We start from the raw sequence: 23,535 nt of genomic DNA, 5'->3' as shown, positions 1-23,535 counted from the left end.
CAGGGGCATGCGGTCGCCTTCCGCGTCGGGGGTCTTCATCCTGGGCGGGCCCGGCCCGCCGCGTCAATCCGGGCGGCGGCGGGCGGTGGCTAGACTGCGCCCATGCCCGCCGAGACCACGCCCGCCCCCACGCGGCGGCGGCCCGTACTCCGCGTGCTGCTCGCCGCCGGGCAAGCGGTGGCCGGGCTGGTCCTCCTCGCCATGCTGTTCCGCGTGCTCGGCACGGACGCGGTCCGCAGCGCCGTCGGGATCCTCACCCCCGCCACCGTGGCGCTCGCCCTGGGCGCCGGGCTCGTGGCCACCGCGGCCCAGGCCCAGCGCTGGCGGCTGGTGGCTCGCAACCGGGCCACACCGATCGGCTTCCGGGAGGCGCTGGGCGAGTGCTGGGCGTCCGGGCTCGTCAACCTGCTGCTGCCCGGGGGCGTGACCGGGGACGCCGTGCGGGTGCTGCGCCGCCGCCGGCGCGGCGACAGCTGGCCCGGCGCCGGCGGCTCCGTGCTGGGCGAACGGCTGGCGGGGACGTCCGTGCTCCTCGCGGCCGGGGTCGTCCCGGCCCTGGCGGTCGGCGGCTGGCTCGCCACGGTCCTCGGCCTCGGGGCGCTCGCCGTGGGTGCCGTCGCCTGGCGCTCCACGAGCGGCGCCCCGGCGCGGGACCGGGCCGGGGTGTGGGCGCTGTCCGTGCTCGCCTGGGCCTGCTACCAGGGGCTGTTCCTGCTGGCGGCCGTGCGCACCGCACCCCAGGAGACCCTGGCGAACCTGTGGGGGACCACCGTGCTGGGCCTCGCCGGGATGTCCGTGCCCGTCGGGGTGGGCGGCTGGGGTCCGCGGGAGGGGATCACCACCCTGGCCGCGATGGCCCACGGCCTGCCCGCCGGGACCGGCTTCGCGATCTCGATCGGCTACGGGCTGCTCGCCCTGATCTCGGCCCTGCCGGGAGCCGTGGTCCTGGCGGGCTGGCTGCTGCCCCGGCGCGCCGGTTCTCCCCGAGCCGGTTCTCCCCGAGCCGGTTCTCCCCGCGGGTGACGAGCCGGTCGACCGGCGTCGGGAGGCCCGTGGTGCGCGTCAGCCTCCGATCGCGCTCATCGAGCGCTCCGGCTGGACGTAGTCGGAGGAGTCCAAGCCGGTGTGGTCCATGCCGTGGGCGGCCGGTTTCGCCCACATCGCCGCCCGCCAGCGCTCGGCCAGCTGTCCGTCGGTGGCACCGGCCCGCAGCAGCGGCAGCAGCTCGACCTCCTCGTGGGAGAACAGGCAGGACCGGATCCTGCCCTCGGCGGTGATCCGGGTCCGCTTGCAGTCGCCGCAGAAGGGCTCGGTGACCGAGGCGATGACCCCCACCGTGCCCAGCGGTGCGCCACCGGAGCCCCCGGCGCCGGCGGCCCGGGTTTCGTCCGGGGTGGGGGTGCGGGGGTGGACGTCCCACAGCTCGGCCGGGGCGCCCTCGCGCGGGCCCGGGTGCGGGGCCAGCCGGAACCGGCCGGCGAGCCGGTGACGGATCTCGGCGGCGGTGACCATCTCCGCCCGGGTCCAGCCGTGGTCGGCGTCCAGGGGCATCTGCTCGATGAACCGCAGCGCGAAGCCGCGCGCCAGCGCCCACGCGAGCAGCTCCGGGGCCTCGTGGTCGTTGACCCCGCGCATCAGCACCGCGTTGATCTTCACCGGGGTCAGCCCGGCCGCGGCCGCCGCCTCGGCCCCGGCCAGCACGTCGGCCAGGCGGTCCCGGCGGGCCAGGGCGCGGAAGGTCGCCGCGTCCAGGGAGTCCAGGGAGATGTTGATCCGGGTCAGCCCGGCCTCGGCCAGGCCCTGGGCGCGGGCGGCCAGACCGATGCCGTTGGTGGTCAGCGAGACCGGCAGGTCCGGGTGGGTAGCACGGATCCCGGTGATGATGTCCTCGAGGTCGGCCCGGACCAGGGGCTCCCCGCCGGTCAGGCGCAGCTCGGTGACCCCGAGCTGCTCGACGCCCACGCGCACGATGCGGGTGATCTCGGCGGGGGTCATCAGCTGGGCGGCGGGCAGCCAGGGCAGGCCGCCGGCGGGCATGCAGTAGGTGCAGCGCAGATTGCACTTGTCGATCACCGACAGTCGCAGGTCGGTGGCGCGGCGGCCGTGGCGGTCCATCAGCCCGGCCCCGGCCGGGGCGCCGCTGGGGCCCGGACCGGTGCTGCGCAGCCGGGGCAGTCCCAGGGAAACGCTCATGTCACCGCCTCGATCGTCTCGGACGGGCGTCCAGGGTCCGCGGGCGCCGCAGCCGGTGCGCCGGCGAGGTCCTGGAGCAGGCGGGCGGCGACGCTGATCGCGATCACCGCGGGCGCTTTGCCGGGGATGCCCGGGAGACCTATGGGGCACGTGATGCGATCCACGGTGCTCTCCGCATGGCCCTCCGCGCGCAGCCGCTGCCGAAAGCGGGCCCACTTGGCCCGGGAGCCGATCAGGCCCACGCTGCCGAGGTCGTCCCGGCGCAGCGCGGCGTCGCACAGCACGAAGTCCTCGGCGTGGTCGTGGCTCATGATCAGCACGTGCGCCCCGGCCGGCAGCCCGGCCAGCACGTTCTCCGGGACGGGGCTGTGGTGGAGGCGGACCTGCGCGGCTCCGTCGGTGACGTCGGCCAGCCGGGCGGGGGCCAGCTGACCCTCCCGGCTGTCCACCAGGTGCAGGTTCAGGGGCAGGCGGGACAGCACCCGGGCGAGCTCGTGACCCACGTGGCCCACACCGAACACGGCGACCACGGGGCGGGCGCCCTGGGGCTCGAGCAGCACGCTGACCACGCCTCCGCAGCACTGGCGCCCGTGCTCCACGGCGGCGTGCTCGTTGAGCGAGAAGGTCAGCGTCTCCGGGACCGTGGCCCCAGTGGCGAGGAGGACCCGCGCCCGCTCGACCACCGTGGCCTCGAGGTTGCCTCCGCCCACGGTGTCCCACGTGTCCGTCTCGGCCACGACCATCTTGGCCCCCGCCTCCCGGGGGGCGTGCCCGCGCACCTCCGTGACGGTGGCGAGCACCCCCGGTGCGCCCGCCGCGCGCAGGTGCTGCAGCGCGTCCAGCCAGTCCACGTCAGCGCGCCGCCGGAGCGGCCGGAGCGGCCGAGGCGGCGACGTCCGCCACGGGCAGGGCGCGGCGCGCCTCCTGGACCGCCCAGAACACGGCCTCCGGGGTGGCGGGGCTCGCGAGCTCGGTGCTCCGCCCGCCCGGCCCGAACGCGGCCGCGGCCTCCCGCAGCGCCTCGCGCACGCTGAAGGCCAGCATGAGCGGCGGCTCCCCCACGGCCTTGGAGCCGTAGACGACGCCGCTCTCGGTGGCCTCCTCGAAGAGGTGCACGTTGAACTCCTCGGGCATCTCCGAGAAGCTCGGCAGCTTGTAGGTGCTCGCCGCCTGGGTCGCCAACCGGCCCCGGTGCGGCCCGTCGGACTCGTCCCAGCGCAGCTCCTCGAGCGTGAGCCAGCCGGCGCCCTGGACGAACCCGCCCTCGATCTGCCCCACGTCGATCAGCGGGGAGAGGCTGTCGCCCACGTCGTGGACGATGTCGGTGCGCAGCAGCCGGTACGCGCCGGTGAAGCCGTCGACCTCCACCTCGGAGACGGAGGCGCCGTAGGAGAAGTACTTGAACGGCTCGCCCTGCATCCGGGCGCCGTCCCAGTGCAGCCCCTCGGTCCGGTAGTACCCGGCGGCCCACAGCGAGATCCGCTGGAAGTAGGCGTCGTGGGCGAGCTCGGCGAAGGACATCTGCCGGTCATGGAAGCCGATCCCGGTGACCGTGCCGTCGACGAACCGGACGTCATCGGGGTGGATGTCGAACTTGCGGGCGGCGACCTCGGCCAGCCGGTCGCGGATCTGCTCGCAGGCGTTCTTCACGGCCCCGCCGTTGAGGTCCGCCCCGGAGCTGGCGGCCGTCGCGGAGGTGTTGGGCACCTTGTCCGTGCGGGTGGGCGCGAGCCGGACGGTCTCCAGGGGCACGCCCAGGGCCGTGGCCGCGACCTGGCGCATCTTGGTGTGCAGCCCCTGTCCCATCTCGGTGCCGCCGTGGTTGATGAGCACGGACCCGTCCTTGTAGACGTGCACGAGGGCGCCGGCCTGGTTGAAGGCCGTGAGGTTGAACGAGATGCCGAACTTGACCGGGGTGACCGCCAGCGCCCGCTTGGTGTCGGGGTGGGCGGCGTTGAAGGCGGCGATCTCCTCGCGGCGGCGCTCGACCTCGGCCCGGTCGAGCAGCTGGGTCCAGATGGTGCGCAGCCGCTCGGCGTGCCGGACGGGCTGGCCGTAGGGCGTGGTCTGGCCGGGGACGTAGAGGTTGCGGTGGCGCAGCTCCGTGGGGTCCAGGCCGAGCAACGGGGCGCAGCGGCCCATGACCTCCTCGATCACCAGCATGCCCTGCGGGCCGCCGAAGCCGCGGAACGCGGTCTGGGAGGTCTTGTGGGTCCGTGCGATCCGGCCGTGGACCTGCACGTGCGGGATCCAGTAGGCGTTGTCGATGTGGCACAGCGTGCGCTGCAGCACGGGCTCGGAGAGGTCCAGGCTCCACCCGCCGTCGCTGGTGACGGTGGCCTCCAGGGCCTGCAGGTGACCGCCCTCGTCGAAGCCGGCCTCCCACCGGGCGTGGTACGGATGACGCTTGCCGGACATGGTGAGGTCCTGGGTGCGGTTGAGCCGCAGCCGCACCGGCCGGCCCGTCAGCACCGAGCCGAGGGCGGCGACGGCGGCGTAGCCGTGCGGCTGCATCTCCTTGCCGCCGAACCCACCGCCCATGCGCAGGCACTGCACGGTGACCTCGTGGCTGTGCAGACCCAGGACGTGGGCGACGATCTCCTGGGTCTCCGTGGGGTGCTGGGTGCTGCAGTGCACCAGGACCTGCCCGCCCTCGTCCACGTAGGCGAAGGAGGCGTGGGTCTCCAGGTAGAAGTGCTCCTGGCCGCCGAACTCGAACTCCCCGCTGAAGCGGTGGGCGGAGCCGGCCAGCGCCGTGCCCGTGTCCCCGCGGCTGACGGTGGGCTGACCGCCCTGGAAGCTGCCGGCCTCGACGGCCTCCGCCACGGTGACCAGCGACGGCAGCGGCTCGTAGTCGACCTCGACGGCGTCCGCGCCCAGCCGGGCGGCCTCCTGGGTCTCGCCCAGCACCCAGCACACGGCGTGCCCGTAGAACATGACCTCGGCGGGGAACAGCGGCTCGTCGTGCTTGGTGCCGGCGTCGTTGACCCCGGGCACGTCCGCCGCGGTGAGGACCCGGACCACCCCGGGGACCGCCAGGGCCGGGGCGGTGCGCAGGTCCTGCACGCGGGCGTGGGCGTGCGGGGCCTGCACGGGCCAGGCGTGCAGCACGTCCTGGTGGCGCACGATGAGGTCGTCGGTGTACAGGGCCGTGCCGGTGACGTGCAGCGCGGCGCTCTCGTGCGGGACGGGCGCGCCCACCACGGGGTCGACGGGGCGGTCGGCGAGGGACTTCAACGGGACACCTCCAGATCGGGGGCGGGCGCGTGCTGCGCCCAGAACTTGAGCAGGGCCTGCTCGAGCATGGCCGAGCGGTAGCGGGCGCTGGCCCGGTGGTCGTCGATCGGGGTGCCCTCCCCGGCCAGCGCGGCCGCCGCGGCGACGACCGTGTCGCGGTTCCACGGCGCCCCGTCGAGGAGGCGCTCCGCGCCGTGCGCCCGGATCGGGGTGGCCGCCACGCCGCCCAGGCCGATCCGCGCGGACGAGACCGTCCCGGCGTCCACCTGCACGGCGATGCCGACGGCCACGCTGGAGATGTCGTCGAAGCGCCGCTTGGCGATCTTGTGGAACCCGCTGTGCCGGGCGAGAGGCAGCGGGATCCGCACGGCGCGGATGATCTCCCCGGGACGGCGGACGCTGCGCCGGTACCCCGTGTAGTACTCGTCCAGGGGCACCTCGCGCTCGCCCCCGGCGGAGGCCAGCACCACGGACGCGCCCAGGGCCAGCAGGGCCGGGGCCGAGTCCCCGATGGGCGATCCGGTGCCGAGGTTGCCGCCGAACGTCGCGGCGTTGCGGATCAGGCGGGAGGCGAACTGCGGGAAGAGCTGGTCGAGCAGGGGCACCCGTCCGGCGAGGCCGCGCTCGACCTCGGACAGGCTCAGGGCCGCACCGATCTCGATCCGATCGTGTCCCACCGCGAGCGTGCGCAGCTCCTCGAGCCGGTCCACGGCGAGGGAGAGCGGCGGACGGGTGTGGCGGATGTTGACCTCCACGCCCGCGTCCGTCGAACCGGAGATCAGCTGGGCCCCCGATTCGCGCTCGAGGTGCTCGAAGAGCTCGTCCAGGGAGCCGGGGCGGACGAACCGTGCGCCGTCGGCCTCCACCCGGGTGGGCGGGGCGGGCTGCGCGGGCCGCTCCTGGCGCCGGAGCAGGGGGTCGGCGTCGGCCGGAGTCCCCAGGGCGTAGGCGGCGTCGCGGATGGGCCGGTAGCCGGTGCAGCGGCAGAGGTTGCCGCTCAGGGCGTGCAGGTCGAACCCGTTGGGCCCGCACTCGTGGCCGGCCGCGTGCTCCTCGCCGGTGACCGCGGTGCCGGTCTGCGCCTCGTCGGCCGCGCCGGAGGTGCCGCGCTCGGGGCGGTAGTACTCGGCGGCCATGGCGCAGACGAACCCCGGCGTGCAGTAGCCGCACTGGGAGCCTCCCCGGAACGCCATCTCCTGCTGGACGGGGTGCAGCGCCGCCGGCGCGCCGGCCCCGGGGGCGGACCCGAGCCCCTCGGCGGTGACGACCTCCTGGCCGTCGAAGGCGGCGGCGGGGGGCAGACAGGCGTTGACGGAGGTCCACCGGCTGCGTCCCTCGCCGTCCGGCCGGGCGACCAGCACCGCGCAGGCACCGCACTCGCCCTCGGCGCAGCCCTCCTTGGCCCCGGTCAGTCCCTCGCCGCGCAGCCAGTCCAGCAGCCGGGTGTGCGGGCCGAGCCCGTCACAGCTCCGGGTACGACCGTTGACCGTCACTCGGATGTCGCTCATGCCTGCTGCTCCTCGGTGCATGCCACTGGCCGCGACCTGGAGTCAGGTGGTTCCCCGGGGGTACCGGGAGCTCTCTGGCGGCGGACCAGCGCGATTCGTCGTTGCTCGCCCGGTAGATAGTCCGCTTCAGGACCCGCCGTAGGCTGAGTCACACCATAACCACGCCGTGACGGGGTCGCAAGAGTTCGGGCGCCACCACCGGGTCAGGGTGTATCTGGAAGAATTCTTCCACAATGTGTTGTGGATCACGTCGATCTCCCCTAGGTTGGCCTCAGCCAAAGGCGGGCCCCGGTCGACCGGGGCTATCTACCGGGCATGATCTGACAGCCGGGCGGGCCCGCCGACAGACAAGCCGTTTCTCGGGTTCCCCACGATCCGTGAGGACCTGAGCATCATGTCGACCATCCACGAAACCGCTCCGCGCACCCAGCTCCACCTGGAACGTGCCGTCGAGCTCGCGGCGGAGAACGCCGCCGGCGACGGCGGGCCGTTCGGCGCCGTCGTCGTGACCGCGGACGGGCGGGAGTTCTCCGCCGTCAACCGCGTGACGGCGGACCACGACCCCACAGCGCACGCGGAGGTCATGGCCATCCGCAGCGCCTGCCGCGAGCTGGGGACCTTCGACCTCAGCGGGGCCGTGCTCTACACCAGCTGCGAACCGTGCCCGCTGTGCCTCTCGGCCTCGCTGTGGGCCCGGCTGGACGCGGTGTACTTCGCCGCCGACCGGCACGACGCCGCGGCCGGCGGATTCGACGACGCCGAGTTCTACGAGTTCTTCGCCCGGAGCGCGCAGGAGCGGGACCGGGCCCTTCCGGTCCGCCACGTCGCCCTCGCCACGCGCACGGAGCCGTTCGAGGCCTGGGCCGGCAACGCCCAGCGCACCGCGTACTGATCCGAGCACCCCGCCGCCCCGGTCGGCTCCTACCGGGACCATCAGATCTGGACACTTCACGGGAGCCCCGCCGGCAGCGGCCGGGCCCCGGAAAAACAGAGGATCGCCGGACCTTGCGCAGCAGAGCCGACGCCTGCGCGCTGAAGGAGGCTCCTTCCATGTCATCGACCACACCTGACCGTCCGACCGACGCCCGCACGACCGCGGCCCGCACGATCCGCCGTGGGCGCCCGGCGCCCGCACCCGGACCGGAGGACGAGCGGCTGCCGCTGGGGCGGACCACCGCCTACGGCTTCCAGCACGTCCTCACCATGTACGGCGCCATCGTCGCCGTCCCCCTCATCATCGGGCAGGCCGCCGGGCTCTCCGGCGAGGAGATCGCCCTCCTCATCAGCTCCTGCCTGCTCATGGGCGGGGTCGCCACCGTCCTGCAGAGCTTCGGGGCGCCCTTCCTCGGCTCCAGGCTGCCGCTCGTGCAGGGCGTGTCCTTCGCCGGGGTCGCCCCCATGCTCGCGATCCTGGCCGGTGGCAACGACCTGACCACCATCTTCGGGGCCGTGCTCGTCTCCTCGGTGGTGGGCTTCCTGCTCGCCGGCGCGTTCTCCCGCGTCCTCCGGCTGTTCCCGCCGGTGGTCACCGGAACGGTGATCACGGTCATCGGCATCTCCTTGCTGCCGGTCGCGATCTCCTGGGCCGCCGGCAGCGGGGAGGGCGGCGCCGCCGACCCCCGCAGCCTCGCGCTCGCCGGGATCACCCTGCTCATCGTGCTGGTGCTGTCCAAGGTGGGCGTCGGGATGATCTCGCGCCTGTCCATCCTGCTCTCCTTCGTGCTCGGCACCGTGATCGCCCACACGATGGGGATGGTGGACTTCTCCGGTGTGGGCCAGGGCGGTATCGTCACCTTCCCAACGCCCCTGGCCTTCGGCCCCCCGACCTTCGAGGTCGCCTCGATCATCTCGATGCTCATCGTGGTGCTCGTGACGATGACCGAGACCACGGCGGACATCCTCGCGGTGGGCGAGATCACGGGGGCCAAGGTCGACTCGAAGCGCGTGGCCAACGGCCTGCGGGCGGACATGCTCTCCTCCGCGGGGGCGCCGCTGCTGAACTCGTTCACCCAGACGGCCTTCGCCGCCAACGTGGGCCTCGTCGCGGTGACGGGCGTCCGCAGCCGCTTCGTGGTTACGGCCGCCGGCGTCATCATGGTGGGACTGGGGCTGTTCCCCGTCATCGGCGAGGTCGTCGCGGCCATTCCCACCCCGGTCCTCGGCGGCGCGTCGATCGTGCTCTTCGGCACGGTGGCCTCCTCCGGCGTGCGCACGCTGGGCAAGGTGAACTTCAACAACTCGATGAACCTCGTCATCGTGGCGGTCGCCTTCGCGTTCGGCCTCATCCCTGTGGCCGCGCCCCAGTTCTACGCCGGCTTCCCCTCCTGGACGCAGACCATCCTCGGCTCGGGGATCAGCGCCGCAGCACTCGTGGCCATCGCTCTCAACCTGCTGTTCAACGAGCTGGCCGCCGGCAACTCCCGGCACCAGTCCGTCATGGCGGCGGCGCCGGTGCGGGTCGTCCGGGCGGACACCCTGGCGCACCTGCGGGAGGGCGACCGGATCCAGGACGGTGCCGTGGTGGACAGCGACGGAGCCGAGGTGGCGGTCGTGGCGGAGCACCACTTCGACGACGTCCGGAGGATGATCGACGACGGGGAGATCACGCACACGGGACAGATCCGGACGGTCCTCGCCGCCAAGGACGCGACGGCCTGAGCACCCGGGCTCGCACCCCACGTGCGAGGCCTCGACCAGGGGCGTTCCCCGCCTCCAACCGGCGCACCGCCGGGCGGAAGCGGGGAACGCCCCTGCGATGGTGTCCGGGCCGGTCCGCTCAGCTCGCTGCCACCGGGCCGCGGCGCCCCGCCCCGGCCCGGTCCGCGAGCGCCGGGCCCGGCGGGGCCGGGAGCTTCAGGCGTTCACCAGGCGGCGGGCCGCCGCGGAGTGCTCGGCGGTGAGCGCCTCCACGTCCAGACCAGTGATCGCACCGTCCTCCACGAGCCAGCGCCCGCCCACCATGACCCGGTCCGCGCGCTCCGCGCCGCACAGCAGCAGCGCGGAGAGCGGGTCGTGGGCGCCGGAGAAGCGCAGCCCGTCCAGCCGGAACATCGCGAGGTCCGCCTGGGCGCCCGGGCGCAGCACACCGAGGTCCGGGCGGCCGAGCAGACGCGCGGAGCCGCGCGTCGCCCAGCCGAGGGCCCGCTCCGGGGTCACGGCCTCCGCCCCGTAGCGCAGCCGCTGCACGTACAGGGCCTGCCGGACCTCCTGCACCAGGTTGGAGGCGTCGTTGGAGGCGGACCCGTCCACCCCGAGCCCCACGGGGGCTCCCGCCTCCTCGAGCTCCACGGCCCGGCAGATCCCGGAGGCCAGGCGCATGTTGGATGTGGGGCAGTGGGCCACGCCCACCCCGGCCGCGCCCAGGCGGGCCACCTCGGCGTCGTCGAAGTGGATGCCGTGGGCCAGCCACGTCCGGTCGGTGAGCCAGCCCGTGGACTCGAGGTAGTCGACCGTCCGCAGCCCGAAGCGCTCCCGGCAGAAGTCCTCCTCGTCGATGGTCTCGGCGAGGTGGGTGTGCAGCCGCACGTCCAGCTCGCCGGCCAGGACGGCGGTGTCCCGCATGATCTCCCGCGTCACCGAGAACGGTGAGCACGGGGCCAGCGCGATCTGGGTCCGGGCGCCGTCGCCGCGCTCGTGGTAGGTCCCCACCAGGCGTGCGCTGTCGGCGAGGATCGTCTCCGCCTCCTGCACCGTCTGCTGCGGGGGCAGCCCGCCGTCGCGCTCGCCCAGGCTCATGGATCCCCGGGAGAGGACGGCCCGCATGCCGAGGTTCCGGGCGGCCTCGACCTGCACGTCGATCGAGTGCTCCATGCCGCCGGGGAACAGGTAGTGGTGGTCGGCCGCCGTGGTGCAGCCCGAGAGCAGCAGCTCCGCCATCGCCACCGTGGTCGCGAGCTGCAGGTCGCGGGGGCGCAGGCGGGCCCACACGGGGTAGAGGTCCCGCAGCCACGGGAACAGGGGGACGCTGACCACGGGCGCCCAGGCGCGCGTGAGCGTCTGGTAGAAGTGGTGATGCGTGTTGATCAGCCCGGGCACCACCACGTGCTCCCGGGCGTCGAGGACCCCGCACGGAACGGTCGGGGCTCCGCCGGCCGGGACCAGCTCCACCACGGTGCCGGAGGCGGTGTCCACCACGACACCGCCGGCCGTGTCCGCGGAGGTGTCCTCGCCGGTGTACAGGGCCAGGGGCTCGCGCAGCCACAGCAGGTGGGAGCCGGGGTTCGAGGTGTGGGGACGCACAGGGTTCTCCGATCGGTCGCAGGTCTCGTCACCGGCGCCGTGCGCCTCGTGTGGTCCGAGGGCGGCACGCGGCGCCGCCAGCTCAGTGAGGTCCTGTCTGCTGATCCAGGAGACCGCTCCCGCGGTCCCGGTGACCGTAGCACCGGCGGATGTTGGCCTTCAACCGTCCGGGCCCTGACGACGACGGGCCCGTCCGGCGTCCGGTCAGCTCTCCCCGCGCCGGATCAGGCGGCCCGTCGGGGACCGGAAGTCCACGGCGCTGCCCCGCAGATAGGTTCTGCGCACCTTTCCGGACAGCGCCTTGCCCTGGTACGGGGTGATGGGGTTCTTGTGATGCAGCTTCCCGGCGTCCACGACGAAGGCGTCGTCGGGCGCGAAGACCACCAGGTCGGCGTCGTAGCCGATGGAGACCTTGCCCTTGGCACGCAGGCCGGCCCGCTGGGCGGGCTTCGTCGACATCCACTCCACCACGCGGCCCAGGTCCACTCCGCGGCGCCGCGCCTCCGTCCAGATCAGGGACAGCCCCAGCTGCAGCGAGGAGACCCCACCCCAAGCCACCCCGAAGTCGCCGTTGTCGAGGTCCTTGAGGTCCAGGGTCGAGGGGGAGTGGTCGGACACGATGAAGTCGATGGTCCCGTCGATCAGGCCCTGCCACAGCAGCTCCCGGTTGCCGACCTCCCGCACGGGCGGGCAGCACTTGAAGGCGGTGGCGCCGTTGGGCACCTCCTCGGCGAGCAGGGTGAGGTAGTGCGGGCAGGTCTCCACCGTGATGTCCAGGCCGTCCCGCTTCGCGGTGGCCAGCATGGGCAGAGCGTCCGAGGAGGACAGGTGCAGGATGTGGGAGCGGGCGCCGGTCCAGCGGGTGCGCTCGATGACCTCGGCGATGGCCAGGTTCTCGGCGCCGCGCGGGCGGGACTTCAGGAAGTTCTCGTACACGTCCCCCTCGGGCCGCGGGGCACGGTCGATGGCCCGGGAGTCCTCTGCGTGCACGATCATCAGCGAGTCGAACGTCTTGATCTCGGCGAGGTCCTCCTCCATCTCGTCGGCCTCCAGATGGGGGAACTCGTCAACCCCGGAGTGCAGCAGGAAGCACTTGAAGCCGAAGACGCCGTCGTCGTGCAGCTCGCGCAGGTCGGGCTTGTTGCCGGGGATCGCCCCGCCCCAGAAGCCGACGTCCACGAAGACGTTGTTCTGGGCGAAGAGGCGCTTGTACTCGAGGGCCGGCACGTTGACGGTTGCCGGGACCGAGTTGAGCGGCATGTCCAGGACCGTGGTGACGCCCCCGGCGGCGGCCGCGCGGGTGGCGGAGGCGAACCCCTCCCACTCGGTGCGGCCGGGCTCGTTGATGTGCACGTGGGTGTCCACCAGGCCGGGCAGCAGGTGCTCGTCCTCGGCCAGCTCCACGACCTCGCGGCCGACCAGGCCGGCGCCGAGGGGTTCGATGGCCACGATCCTGCCGTTGCGCACGCCGACCTCGCGGGGAGCGAAGTGGTCCCCGCAGGAGACGTTCTGCCCCCGCACCACGAGGTCGAACTCGCGGTGGCCGTGCGCATCGGTGCCGGCGTCACCCGACGCCGGGCGGGAGGCCTCCGCGGCATCGGCAGGCATCCCGTGCTCCCGCTTGTAGTCGGCGATCAGCCGGCGCACGCGCTCGGGGTCGTTGACGTCGTGGCTCACGTCCAGCTTGTGCGCCTGCTCGGCCTCGAAGGCGCTCCGGGCGGCGGCCGGCTTGGTGGCCGCGCGGGCGGAGTCCTCCCGGGCGATCGCCGCAGGGTCCGCACTCACCTGCTGCGCACGCCCTGCGGCGTCAGAAGCGTCGTCCGCGCGCTGTCCGGGCTCCGCGGACGGTTGACCCGGATCCGGTCGGTGCCCCTGCTCGTTGCTCTGCTTCCCGCCCCGGTCGGTGGTCCCCGGCCGCTGCGGCGTCTTCTTCTCCGTCATTCGGAGCTCCTCCTCGTCTTCGGCGTCCGCGCGGGCCGCCGGATCGATCAGTTGGGTCGGGTCCCCGTGAGCAAAGCGGGGAGCTCGAGGGCGAGCCGGGCGCCCACCTGCTCGAGCAGCCTGCCGGCCTCGCGCATGCTGACCCGCGGGTCCGGCTCGAGCTCGGTGAGGGCATAGGTGCGCACGAAACCGGCAGCCCTGCGGGTCTCCTCGTCGAGGGTGGTGCGGCCGCACACGGCCACCACCGGGACGCCGGCGGCGTGCGCGGTGGTGGCGACCCCCATGGGGGTCTTCCCGCCGAGCGACTGCTCGTCGAGGCTGCCCTCCCCGGTGACGACCAGGTCGGTGCCCGCCATCCGGTCGGCGAGCCCCACGAACTCCAGGACCACGTCGATGCCGGGGCGGCGCTGGGCCCCGAGCACGGCGAGGGCTGCATAGCCCACGCCGCCGGCGGCTCCGGCGCCGGGGGCCCCGGCCGCCGTCAGGGCGGCCGGGCCCAGGGCGTCCGCCAGCCGGTCCCGGAAGACCGTCAGGGCGGCATCGAGGGATGCGACGAGATCCGGGTCGGCGCCCTTCTGCGGGCCGAACACGGCCGCCGCACCGTTGGTCCCCGTGAGGGGGTTGTCGACGTCCGCGGCCAGGACGAACTGTGCGTCCCGCACCCGGGGATCCAGCCCGGTGAGGTCCACCCGGACCAGCCGGGCGAGCTCGGCGCCTCCGCGGCCCAGCTCGGCGCCCTCGTCGTCCAGCAGGCGAGCGCCGAGGCCCTGGAGCAGCCCCGCACCGCCGTCGGTGCAGGCGCTGCCGCCCACCCCCAGGACGATCCGGGTGGCTCCGGCATCGAGGGCGGCGCGGACCAGTTCCCCGGTGCCGCGGCTGGTGGCGCCCCCGGCGTCGAGCACGGGTGCGCCGTCCTCGTCCACGGGGAGCGCGGCCAGTCCCGAGGCCAGGGCCATCTCCACCACCGCGGTCCGGTCGAGCAGGGCAAACCCTGCCTCGACGGGGTTCCCGGCGGGACCGGTCACGGTGGTGGAGCAGGCGACGAATCCGGCGCCGACGGCGGCGTCGAGGGTGCCCTCGCCGCCGTCGGCCACCGGGACGGCCACGACCGTGGCGGACGGCTCCACGGACCGGATGCCCGCCGCGAGGTGCTCCACCACGTCGGTGGCTTCCAGCGAACCCTTGAACTTGTCCGGGGCGACGACGATGCGCACGGGGCGTGCCTCCTGTTCTGTGCGGACGGGGATCAGTCGAGCAGGGCGATCGCCGTCGGGGCGTCCACGCCGCTGACGGCGAGCTCCTCGAACTCGACCACGTTGTCGATCTCGGTCCCCATGGAGATGTTGGTGACCTTCTCCAGTATGACCTCCACCACCACGGGGACCTGGTGCTTCTGCAGGAGGACCCGCGCCTGGCCGAAGGCCTCCTGCAGCTTCTCGGGATCGGTCACGCGCAGGGCCTTGCAGCCCAGGCCCTCGACCACCTTGAGGTGGTCCACTCCGTAGCCCTGGGTCTCCGGGGAGTTGATGTTCTCGAACGCCAGGGAGACGTTCTGCTCCATCTTGAACCCGCGCTGGGACTGGCGGATGAGGCCCAGGTACGAGTTGTTCACCACCACGTGGAGATAGGGCAGGTTGAACTGCGCCCCGACGGCCAGCTCCTCGATCATGAACTGGAAGTCGTAGTCCCCGGAGAGCGCGACGACGGTGGCCTCGGGCTTGCCCCGGACGACGCCGAGGGCGGCGGGCCCGGTCCAGCCCAGCGGGCCGGCCTGGCCGGCGTTGATCCACTGGCGGGGGCCGTGCACGTGCAGGAACTGGCCGCCGGCGATCTGGGAGAGCCCGATCGTGGAGACGTAGGTGACGTCCGCGCCGAAGGCGGTGTTCATCTCCTCGTAGACGCGCTGCGGCTTGACCGGGACCTGCGTGAAGTGCGTCTTGCGCTGCATCGAGCCCTTGCGCTGGGCGCAGTCCTTGACCCACACGGACCAGTCCGGCACGGAGAACCGCTCCTTCCGCTCCCGGGCGACCTCGATGAGGATCTCCAGGGCCGCGCCGGCGTCGGAGACGATGCCGAGGTCGGGGGAGAAGACGCGTCCGATCTGGGTGGGCTCGATGTCGATGTGCACGAACGTGCGGCCCCGGGTGTAGGTGTCCAGGCCGCCGGTGTGGCGGTTGGCCCACCGGTTGCCGATGCCGAGCACGAAGTCGGACTCCAGGAAGGTCGCGTTGCCGTAGCGGTGGGAGGTCTGCAGTCCGACCATCCCGGCCATCAGCGGGTGGTCGTCCGGGATGGCGCCCCAGCCCATGAGGGTCGGGATCACGGGCACGTCCAGCAGCTCGGCGAGCTCGACCAGCTGCGCCGAGGCATCGGCGTTGATGATGCCGCCGCCGGCCACGATGAGCGGACGCTGCGCGGAGGAGAGCATGTCCAGGACCTTCTCGGCCTGCGCGCGGGTCGCCGCGGGGCGGTGGACGGCCAGGGGCTCGTAGACGTCGATGTCGAACTCGATCTCGGCGAGCTGGACGTCCAGGGGGAGATCCAGCAGCACCGGACCGGGCCGGCCCGAGCGCATGAGGTAGAAGGCCTTCTGGAACGCCCCCGGCACCTGGCCGGGCTCCAGCACCGTCATGGCCATCTTGGTGACCGGCGCGGCGATCGAGGAGATGTCCACGGCCTGGAAGTCCTCCTTGTGCAGCTTGGCCACGGGGGCCTGGCCGGTGATGCACAGGATCGGGACGGAGTCCGCCCACGCGGCGTAGAGGCCGGTGATCATGTCGGTGCCCGCAGGCCCGGACGTCCCCACGCAGATCCCGATGTTGCCGGGGGCGGCCCGGGTGTAGCCGTCGGCCATGTGCGAGGCGCCCTCGACGTGCCGGGCGAGGGTGTGCCGGATGCCGCCGTGGGCGCGCATCGCCGAGTAGAACGGGTTGATGGCGGCGCCGGGCAGGCCGAAGGCCTCGGTGGCGCCCTCCTTCTCGAGGATGGCGACGACGGCGTCGACCGTGCGCATTCTGGCCATGATGAACTCCTTGGAAGCAGGACCCGGGATCGGGTCGGGAAGCGGTGGGGTGGGGAAGGTCAGCGGCCCGAGCGGCCGGAGAGCTCCTCGACGAGCTTGAAGAGACCCGAGTGGTCGAGTCCGCCGTCGCCCTTGTTGACGGTGGCGGCCACGAGCTGGGCGACGATCGCGCCGAGCGGCACGGCCACGCCGGCCTCCCGGGCGGCGGAGGTCACGATGCCCATGTCCTTGTGGTGCAGCTGGAGCCGGAAGCCCGGGTCGAAGTTGCGGTCCAGCATCTTCTGGCCCTTCTGGTCCAGGACCTTGGAACCGGCCAGGCCGCCCCCGAGGACCTTCAGCGCGGCGTCCGTGTCCACGCCGTAGGCCTCGAGGAAGACGACGGCCTCCGCGAGCAGCTGGATGTTGCCGGCCACGATCAGCTGGTTGGCCGCCTTGACGGTCTGCCCGGAGCCGGCGGGGCCCACGTGCACGATCGTCTTCCCGACGGCCTCGAGCACCGGGCGGGCGGCCTCGAAGTCCGCGGCCTCGCCGCCGACCATGATCGAGAGCACGGCGTCGATGGCGCCCTGCTCCCCGCCGGAGACCGGGGCGTCCAGCGGGCGCAGTCCGTGCTCGACGGCCTCCCGGGACAGGCGCGCGGCCACGTCCGGGCGGATGGAGCTCGCGTCGATCCAGACGGTGCCCTGCGCGGCGTGGGCGAAGACGCCGTCCTCGCCGGTCACGACGCCCTCGACGTCCGGGGAGTCCGGGACCATCGTGATCACGACGTCGGCGTTCGCGACGGACTCGGCCACGCTGGACGCGCCCTTGCCGCCGGCCTCGACGAGCTGGTCGATCTTGTCCTGCGAACGGTTGAAGCCGACGACGTCGTAGCCGGCCGTGACGAGGTTCTTGGCCATGGGCAGGCCCATGATGCCGAGTCCGATGACGGTGACGTTGGTCATGGTGGGATTCCTCACTGTGGGAGCCCGTGCGGTGCGTGCGACGGGCCGTGGTGGCAGGTGCGGGGAGGAGCGGCGTCAGGCGCCGGCGCGGGCCGCGGACCACGCGGCGGTCCAGGCGAAGGGGTCCTGCTGCGACGCCTTGTACTCGAGGCCCACGTAGCCCGAGTAGCCGAGCTCCCGGCTGCGCTCGATCCACTGCTGGAGCGGGAGCTCGCCGGTGCCGGGCTCGTTGCGCCCTGGGGCGTCGGCGATCTGGATGTGGCCGAAGTCAGCGGCGTGCTTCTCGATGACCGCGGAGACGTCGTCACCGTTGACCGACAGGTGGTAGAAGTCGGCGAGCAGCCTGATGTTGTCGGCACCGGCGGCCCGGACCTTCGCGATGACGTCGAGGGCGTCCTGGGCGGTCTTCAGGGGATAGGCCTCGGTGCCGGAGACCGGCTCCAGCAGCACGGTCCCGCCGATGCGCGCCACGCCCTCGGCGGCGGCCACGAGATTGCGCACCGCCAGCTCGTCCTGGGCCTCCGGCGTGTGCTCGGTCCGGCGGTTGCCGTAGAGCGCGTTGAAGGCCTTGCAGCCGGTGCGCTCGCCGATGGCGGCGACCACGGCGATGTTCTCCTTGAACTCCCCGCAGCGGCCCTTCCAGGACACGAGGCCCCGGTCTCCGCCCGGCATGTCGCCTGCGTTGAAGTTCAGCCCGCTCAGCTGCACCCCCGCGTCCCGGATCGCGTCCACGAAGGCGTCGACGTCGCGGTCCGCGGGCACGGACTCCGCGAAGGGCCACCAGAACTCGACCGCGTCGAAGCCGGCGGCCTTGGCGGCCGCGGGGCGCTCGAGTAGGGGCAGGTCGGTGAGAAGGATGGAGCAGTTCACGGTGTAGGACATCTGGATCCTCCTGGTTCGGACGGGACCACCACGTATTTCGGAATGTGGAAGTCAACTTCTGTCTTGTGAAACAGCGTACGGTCCCCTGTGACGCAGGTCAATCTCTGATTGGAAGAATTATTTCGAGATGTGAAAACTATGGGGTGTGGTCCGATGGCATGGAAGGACCCCGTGCCGCCGCGGTGGCAGGGCGGTACGGGGTCCGGTCGGTGGGGACGGGATCGCCGTCCGGTCAGCGCAGCTTCATCTGCCGGTTGACGTCCTTGTAGAGGAGGTACCGGAACCGGCCGGGGCCGCCCGCGTAGCAGGCCTGGGGGCAGAACGCCCGCAGCCACATGAAGTCGCCGGCCTCGACCTCGACCCAGTCCTGGTTGAGCCGGTAGACGGCCTTGCCCTCGAGGACGTAGAGCCCGTGCTCCATGACGTGGGTCTCGGCGAAGGGGATCACCGCCCCCGGCTCGAAGGTCACGATCGTCACGTGCATGTCGTACCGGACGTCGTCCGGGTCCACGAAGCGCGTGGTCGCCCACTTGCCGTCGGTCCCCGGCATGGCCGTCGGCTCGACCTCCTGCTCGTTGGTGACGAACGGCTCCGGCACCTCGATGCCCTGCACGTACTCGTAGGCCTTGCGGATCCAGTGCAGGCGGGCGGGCTCGCCGCCGCGGTTGCGCACGGTCCACTCGCACTCCGGCGGGAGGAAGGCATAGCCGCCGGGGACGAGCTCGTGCTCCTCCCCGTCGACGGTCAGGACGAGCGCCCCCTCCATGAGGAAGAGCACGCCCTCCACGCCGGCCTCCGTCTCGGGCCGGTCGCTGCCGCCGCCGGGGCCGACCTCCACGATGTACTGCGAGAAGGTCTCCGCGAAGCCGGACAGAGGCCGGGCGAGCACCCAGACCCGGGTGTCCTCCCAGAACGGGAGCCGGCTGGTCACGATGTCCCGCATGGTCCCGCGCGGGATCACCGCGTAGGCCTCCGTGAACATCGCCCGGTCCGTGAGCAGCTGGGTCTGGTCGGGGTGGCCGCCGTGCGGCGCGTGGTAGGTGGTCTCGGTCATCTGAAGTCGCCTCCGGTGGTCGATGCGGCCGGTGCCGCGGCCTTGGGGTGGGCCAGGGAGAAGAGCTCGTGCTCGCCGATGCCGGCGCTCTCCTCGAGCTCCTCCCCGGAGATCGCGCCGCACAGCACGCCGCGGTGGACGAATCGGGCCAGGGCGCGGGCGGTGGCCGGTTCGTCCATGATCTCCGACTCGATGCCGTGCACGTAGTTCTTCAGCCGCAGCGCCGCCGCGGGGAAGCCCTCGCGGTAGAAGAAGTACGTGGCCAGGTAGCGGGTGGGCAGCTGGTGCGCGTGCAGGTCCCATCCCTGGTAGTAGCCCCGCTCCAGGGAGCGGCGCACCAGACGGGCGTGCAGCCGCCAGGCGGCCAGCTTCTGCCGGTCGCTCCCGGTGGGCAGGATGTTCGTGGAGCCGTCGGACAGCCGCACCCCGGTGCCGGCCACGGCGACCTGCATGACGGCCTTGGCGTGGTCGGCGGCCGGGTGCTCCATGGACTGGTACTGGGCGGCGATCTGCAGGGAGTCGGAATAGTCGTAGGTCCCGTAGTGCAGGGCCTCGACCCGTCCGTCCGTCCGGTGGAGCATCGCCGGGATGGGGCAGGTGCCGTCGGTCCCCAGGATCATCGGGGCCGTCTCCATCTGCACCTCGAACCGCAGCCGCCCCGCCGGCAGCCCGAGGCCCGCCTCGAGCTGTTCGCAGGCCTCGACCATGACGTCGACCTGCTCCGTGGTGCTCACCTTGGGCAGGGTGAGGACGAGGCCGCGGGGGAGGCCGTCCTCGCTGTGCCCGGCCTCCCGCAGCCCGCCCTCGCGCACCAGGGTGGTGACGAACAGGTCGAGCGTGCGCAGGCCGCGGTCCCGGGTGGCGGCCTCGAAGCACTTGAAGCGGATCCCGATGTACGGCGGCGCGGTGCCCTCCCGGACGGCCAGGGCCACGGTGCGCGCCGCGCGCACGGCCCACTCGTCCTCCTCCTGGTCCCCGCGGTCGCCGAAACCGTCCTCGAAGTCCAGACGGACGTCCTCGATGGGCTCGGTGGCGAGCTTGTGCTCGACCGCTCGCGCCACCCTGTCGACCAGACCCGGGGCGGCACCCTCGGGGGCCACCTGCTCCGCGAGGGAGGCCGCACCGAGCCCGGCCACGGACCGGGCGGCGCGCTCTCCCCACTGCCGGGCGGTCTCCGGGGTGAAGCTGTCGGCGGGGAGGTAGACGGTGTGCACGGGCTGGCGTGTACCGGGGTCCCCCGGGTAGGACTGCTGGAGCAGCGCGTCGGTGCCGGCGAGCCGCTCCGCAGCGCGCTGCCGGAAGGCCGTGCCCAGCGTCCCGGTGTCCAGGTCGCCGGCGCTCACTTCGTGGCCACCCGGTCGCGGTCGGACTGCTCGAGCAGCTCGTAGGCGGGCAGGGTGAGGAAGTCGACGTAGTCCTCGCCCAGCACCAGATCGGCGATCAGGGCGGCCGCCGGCTCGAAGTGCGCCTCGTAGGACTGCGGGTCGACCTCCTCGCGCAGGACCTCCTTCTGCCGCTGGAGCTCCTCGGCCACGAGCTCGCGGGTCGCGGTGTTCCCGGTGTCCTCGTAGACCACGCCGTTGCGGATCTGCTGCCAGATCTGCGAGCGGGAGATCTCGGCGGTCGCGGCGTCCTCCATGAGGTTGTGGATGGCCACGGCCCCGTTGCCGGAGAGCCACACGGCGGTGTAGCGGATCGCCACGTAGAGGTTGGCCGCGAGCTCCTTCTGGGTGCTCACCCGCCCGGCGCTGGCGACGTCGAGCAGCTGCTCGGCGCTCACCCGCACGTCCTCGCGCAGCCGGTCCACCTGGTTGGGCCTCTCGCCGAGGACCCCGTCGAAGACCTCGCGGCAGGTGGGCACCAGGTCCGGGTGGGCCACCCAGGAGCCGTCGAAGCCGTCGTCGGCCTCGCGGGTCTTGTCCGCGCGCACCTTGGCGAACGCGGCCTCGGTGGCCTCCTGGTCCCGGCGGTTGGGGATGACCGCGGCCATGCCGCCCATCGCGAAGGCCCCGCGGCGGTGACAGGTCCGCACGAGCAGCTCGGTGTAGGCCCGCATCAGCGGGGCCGTCATGGTGATGGTGGAGCGGTCCGCCAGGACGAACTTCTCGCCGGCGTCCCGGAAGTACTTGATGATGCTGAACAGGTAGTCCCAGCGTCCCGCGTTGAGCCCCGAGGCGTGCTCGCGCAGCTCCCAGAGGATCTCGTCCATCTGGAACGCCGCGGGGATCGTCTCGATGAGCACGGTCGCCCGGACGGTGCCGTGCTCGATGCCCAGGTGCTCCTCGGCGAACGTGAACACGTCGTTCCACAGCCGGGCCTCGAGGTGGGACTCCAGCTTCGGCAGGTAGTAGTACGGTCCGTGCCCGTTGGCCAGCAGGAGCTTCGCGGTGTGGAAGAAGTGCAGGCCGAAGTCCACGAGCGCGCCGGAGGCCGGCTGCCCGTCCACCGTGACGTTGTGCTCCGGCAGGTGCCAGCCGCGGGGCCGGGTGACGACCACGGCGAGCGGGGCGTCCTGGCGCAGGGCGTACTGCTTGCCCTCCGGGGACGTGAAGCTCAGGGTGCCCCGGGCGGCGTCGCGCAGGTTGAGGACGCCGTCCACCTGGTTGTGCCAGGTGGGGCTCGAGGCGTCCTCGAGATCGGCGAGCCACACCTTGGCCCCGGAGTTCAGCGCGTTGATCGCCATCTTGGCCGGCGAGGCGGGCCCGGTCATCTCGACCCGGCGGTCCTGCAGGGCCGGCGGCGCCGGGGCGACCGTCCAGTCCCCCTCGCGGATCTCCCGGGTCTCCGGCAGGAAGTCCAGGGTGCCGGTCTCGGCGGCCCGGCGGCGGTTCTGCTCCCGGGCGCCGAGCAGCTCGGCGCGGCGGTCGGCGAAGTTGTGGTGCAGGGCCTCCACGAAGGAGAGGGCCTCGGCGGTGAGGATCTCGCTCGCGCGGTCCAGGCCGGCGGGGGTGGTGAACTCGATGGCCATGGTGGTCTCCGTTCGGTGCTGGGTTCGGTGGGCGTCGCCGCCCGTGGTGCCGGGCGGCGACGCCCGGTGGTGCGGACTCGGTGCCGCGCTGCTAGCGGGCGGCCACCGGTGCGAGCTGACGGGTGTCCTGCTGGGCCGCCTGCTGCACGGCCTCGGCCACGGCCGGCGCCACGTGCTGGTCGAAGACACTGGGGACGATGTAGCTCGCGTTGAGCTCGTCCTCGGCCACGCAGTCGGCGATGGCCTGCGCGGCGGCGACCAGCATGTCGGTGGTGATGTCGGATGCCCCGGCGTCGAGCAGGCCGCGGAACAGGCCCGGGAAGGCCAGGACGTTGTTGATCTGGTTCGGGAAGTCCGAGCGGCCGGTCGCGACCACCGCGGCGTGCTCCGCGGCGACGCCGGGATCGATCTCGGGGTCGGGGTTGGCCATGGCGAAGACGATCGCGCGGTCGTTCATGGCGGCCACGTCGGCCCCGTCGAGCAGGTCGGGGGCGGAGACGCCGATGAAGACGTCGCTGCCCACCACGGCCTCCTTGAGCGAGCCGGAGAACCCGGTCTCGTTGGTGTTCTCGGCGATCCACTGCCGGTGCGGGTCGTCGTAGCTCTCCCCGCGGTGGATCGCGCCCTTGCGGGAGCAGGCGATGATGTCCTGCACTCCCTGGGCCTTGAGGAGCTGGATGATGGCGTGCCCTGCGGCGCCCACCCCGGAGACCACGACCTTGATGTCGCCGATCTGCTTGTCCACCACGCGCAGGGCGTTGAACAGCGCGGCCAGGGCCACGATCGCGGTGCCGTGCTGGTCGTCGTGGAAGACCGGGATGTCGAGCTCCTCGCGGAGCCGGGCCTCGATCTCGAAGCAGCGCGGGGCCGCGATGTCCTCGAGGTTGATCCCGCCGTAGACAGGCGCCATGGCCTTGACGATGCGCACGATCTCGTCGGTGTCCGTCGTGTCGAGGCAGACCGGCCACGCGTCCACGCCGGCGAACGCCTTGAACAGGGCGGCCTTGCCCTCCATGACCGGCAGGGCGGCGGCCGGGCCGATGTCGCCCAGGCCGAGCACCGCGGTGCCGTCGGTGACCACGGCCACCGTGTTGCGCTTGATCGTCAGCCGCCGGGCGTCCTCGGGGTTGTCGTGGATGGCCATGCAGACCCGGGCCACGCCGGGGGTGTAGGCGCGGGAGAGGTCGTCACGGTTGCGCAGCGAGACGCGGGGGGTGACCTCGATCTTGCCGCCGAGGTGGATCAGGAACGTGCGGTCGCTGATCTTGCGCACCTGGACGCCGTCGAGCGCCTCGAGGGAGTCGCGCACCTCGTCGCGGTGGGAAGCGTCGGAGACGTTGCAGCTGACGTCGACGACGACGTGGTCTGCGTGGGACTCCACGATGTCGAGGGCGGTCACGGCCGCGCCGGCCCGAGCGGCGGCGGCGGCGAGCTCGCTGGTGACGGTGAGGCCTGCCGGGGCCTCCACACGCAGGATCATCGAGTATCCGGGACTGGGCGTGGCCATGGTTCCTCCAGGGGCTGTGGTGCGACCATTTCAGTCGCAT

At 72.8% G+C, this 23,535-nt stretch carries 17 protein-coding genes; 3 read left to right on the top strand and 14 right to left on the bottom strand.

Annotated features, from left to right (window positions below; translation table 11 throughout):
• Nucleotides 1–102 precede the first annotated feature (102 nt).
• A complete protein-coding gene (locus CRM73_RS08165) occupies nucleotides 103–1,023 on the top strand; it encodes a lysylphosphatidylglycerol synthase domain-containing protein (protein ID WP_229587335.1) in 921 nt (306 codons plus the stop codon).
• Between the two features lie 39 nt (nucleotides 1,024–1,062).
• Here CRM73_RS08165 and moaA read toward each other — a convergent pair whose 3' ends face one another.
• From moaA to CRM73_RS08145, 4 genes are read right to left on the bottom strand one after another with little or no spacing between them, the layout of a single operon-like run.
• Nucleotides 1,063–2,193, bottom strand: coding sequence for a GTP 3',8-cyclase MoaA (gene moaA / locus CRM73_RS08160; RefSeq protein WP_229587334.1), 1,131 nt, complete (start codon nucleotides 2,191–2,193; stop codon nucleotides 1,063–1,065).
• Nucleotides 2,190–3,044: a xanthine dehydrogenase accessory protein XdhC gene (gene xdhC / locus CRM73_RS08155; RefSeq protein WP_229587333.1), complete on the bottom strand. Its 855-nt coding sequence runs from the start codon at nucleotides 3,042–3,044 to the stop codon at nucleotides 2,190–2,192. The genes moaA and xdhC overlap by 4 nt, the downstream gene beginning before the upstream one ends.
• Before the next feature lies 1 nt (nucleotide 3,045).
• Nucleotides 3,046–5,430, bottom strand: a complete 2,385-nt coding sequence (xdhB, locus tag CRM73_RS08150; protein ID WP_229587332.1) for a xanthine dehydrogenase molybdopterin binding subunit — start codon at nucleotides 5,428–5,430, stop codon at nucleotides 3,046–3,048.
• Nucleotides 5,427–6,938 (bottom strand): FAD binding domain-containing protein, encoded by a 1,512-nt coding sequence (locus tag CRM73_RS08145; RefSeq protein ID WP_229587331.1) that lies wholly within the window; start codon nucleotides 6,936–6,938, stop codon nucleotides 5,427–5,429. Before CRM73_RS08145 ends, xdhB begins: the two co-directional genes overlap by 4 nt.
• 394 nt (nucleotides 6,939–7,332) lie before the next feature.
• Here CRM73_RS08145 and CRM73_RS08140 point away from each other — a divergent pair, with 394 nt between their 5' ends.
• Nucleotides 7,333–7,830, top strand: coding sequence for a nucleoside deaminase (locus CRM73_RS08140; protein WP_229587330.1), 498 nt, complete (start codon nucleotides 7,333–7,335; stop codon nucleotides 7,828–7,830).
• A gap of 158 nt (nucleotides 7,831–7,988) precedes the next feature.
• A complete protein-coding gene (locus CRM73_RS08135; RefSeq protein WP_109243103.1) occupies nucleotides 7,989–9,596 on the top strand; it encodes a nucleobase:cation symporter-2 family protein in 1,608 nt (535 codons plus the stop codon).
• 195 nt (nucleotides 9,597–9,791) lie between these two features.
• On the opposite strand, the gene CRM73_RS08130 is transcribed toward CRM73_RS08135, so the two are convergent.
• From CRM73_RS08130 to CRM73_RS08085, 10 genes are all read right to left on the bottom strand, one after another.
• Entirely contained in the window at nucleotides 9,792–11,177 is a 1,386-nt protein-coding gene (locus CRM73_RS08130; RefSeq protein WP_176336913.1) for an 8-oxoguanine deaminase, read from the bottom strand.
• Between the two features lie 204 nt (nucleotides 11,178–11,381).
• Complete coding sequence (gene allB, locus CRM73_RS08125; RefSeq protein ID WP_126347035.1) at nucleotides 11,382–12,701, bottom strand: allantoinase AllB; 1,320 nt, start codon at nucleotides 12,699–12,701, stop codon at nucleotides 11,382–11,384.
• 464 nt (nucleotides 12,702–13,165) lie between these two features.
• On the bottom strand, nucleotides 13,166–14,332 hold the full coding sequence (locus CRM73_RS08120) for a glycerate kinase (RefSeq protein WP_229587329.1): 1,167 nt from the start codon (nucleotides 14,330–14,332) through the stop codon (nucleotides 13,166–13,168).
• A gap of 32 nt (nucleotides 14,333–14,364) precedes the next feature.
• The gene (gcl, locus tag CRM73_RS08115) at nucleotides 14,365–16,140 is read right to left on the bottom strand and encodes a glyoxylate carboligase (RefSeq protein ID WP_229587328.1); all 1,776 of its coding nucleotides are present in this window, start codon (nucleotides 16,138–16,140) and stop codon (nucleotides 14,365–14,367) included.
• A 59-nt stretch (nucleotides 16,141–16,199) separates the two neighbouring features.
• Nucleotides 16,200–17,084 (bottom strand): 2-hydroxy-3-oxopropionate reductase, encoded by an 885-nt coding sequence (locus tag CRM73_RS08110; protein WP_017834767.1) that lies wholly within the window; start codon nucleotides 17,082–17,084, stop codon nucleotides 16,200–16,202.
• 75 nt (nucleotides 17,085–17,159) lie between these two features.
• Nucleotides 17,160–17,966: a hydroxypyruvate isomerase family protein gene (locus CRM73_RS08105; RefSeq protein ID WP_144835792.1), complete on the bottom strand. Its 807-nt coding sequence runs from the start codon at nucleotides 17,964–17,966 to the stop codon at nucleotides 17,160–17,162.
• A gap of 232 nt (nucleotides 17,967–18,198) precedes the next feature.
• On the bottom strand, nucleotides 18,199–19,020 hold the full coding sequence (locus tag CRM73_RS08100) for a bifunctional allantoicase/(S)-ureidoglycine aminohydrolase (protein ID WP_017834769.1): 822 nt from the start codon (nucleotides 19,018–19,020) through the stop codon (nucleotides 18,199–18,201).
• Complete coding sequence (locus CRM73_RS08095; protein ID WP_370658531.1) at nucleotides 19,017–20,363, bottom strand: aldolase; 1,347 nt, start codon at nucleotides 20,361–20,363, stop codon at nucleotides 19,017–19,019. Before CRM73_RS08095 ends, CRM73_RS08100 begins: the two co-directional genes overlap by 4 nt.
• Nucleotides 20,360–21,988, bottom strand: a complete 1,629-nt coding sequence (gene aceB, locus CRM73_RS08090) for a malate synthase A (protein ID WP_035923310.1) — start codon at nucleotides 21,986–21,988, stop codon at nucleotides 20,360–20,362. The genes CRM73_RS08095 and aceB overlap by 4 nt, the downstream gene beginning before the upstream one ends.
• A gap of 91 nt (nucleotides 21,989–22,079) precedes the next feature.
• A complete protein-coding gene (locus CRM73_RS08085; RefSeq protein WP_109243098.1) occupies nucleotides 22,080–23,495 on the bottom strand; it encodes an NAD-dependent malic enzyme in 1,416 nt (471 codons plus the stop codon).
• Nucleotides 23,496–23,535: the final 40 nt, after the last annotated feature.

Source organism: Kocuria sp. CCUG 69068 (assembly GCF_020833785.1).
GTDB lineage: Bacteria > Actinomycetota > Actinomycetes > Actinomycetales > Micrococcaceae > Kocuria > Kocuria rosea.
This window is presented reverse-complemented; position numbering and strand designations above follow the sequence as displayed.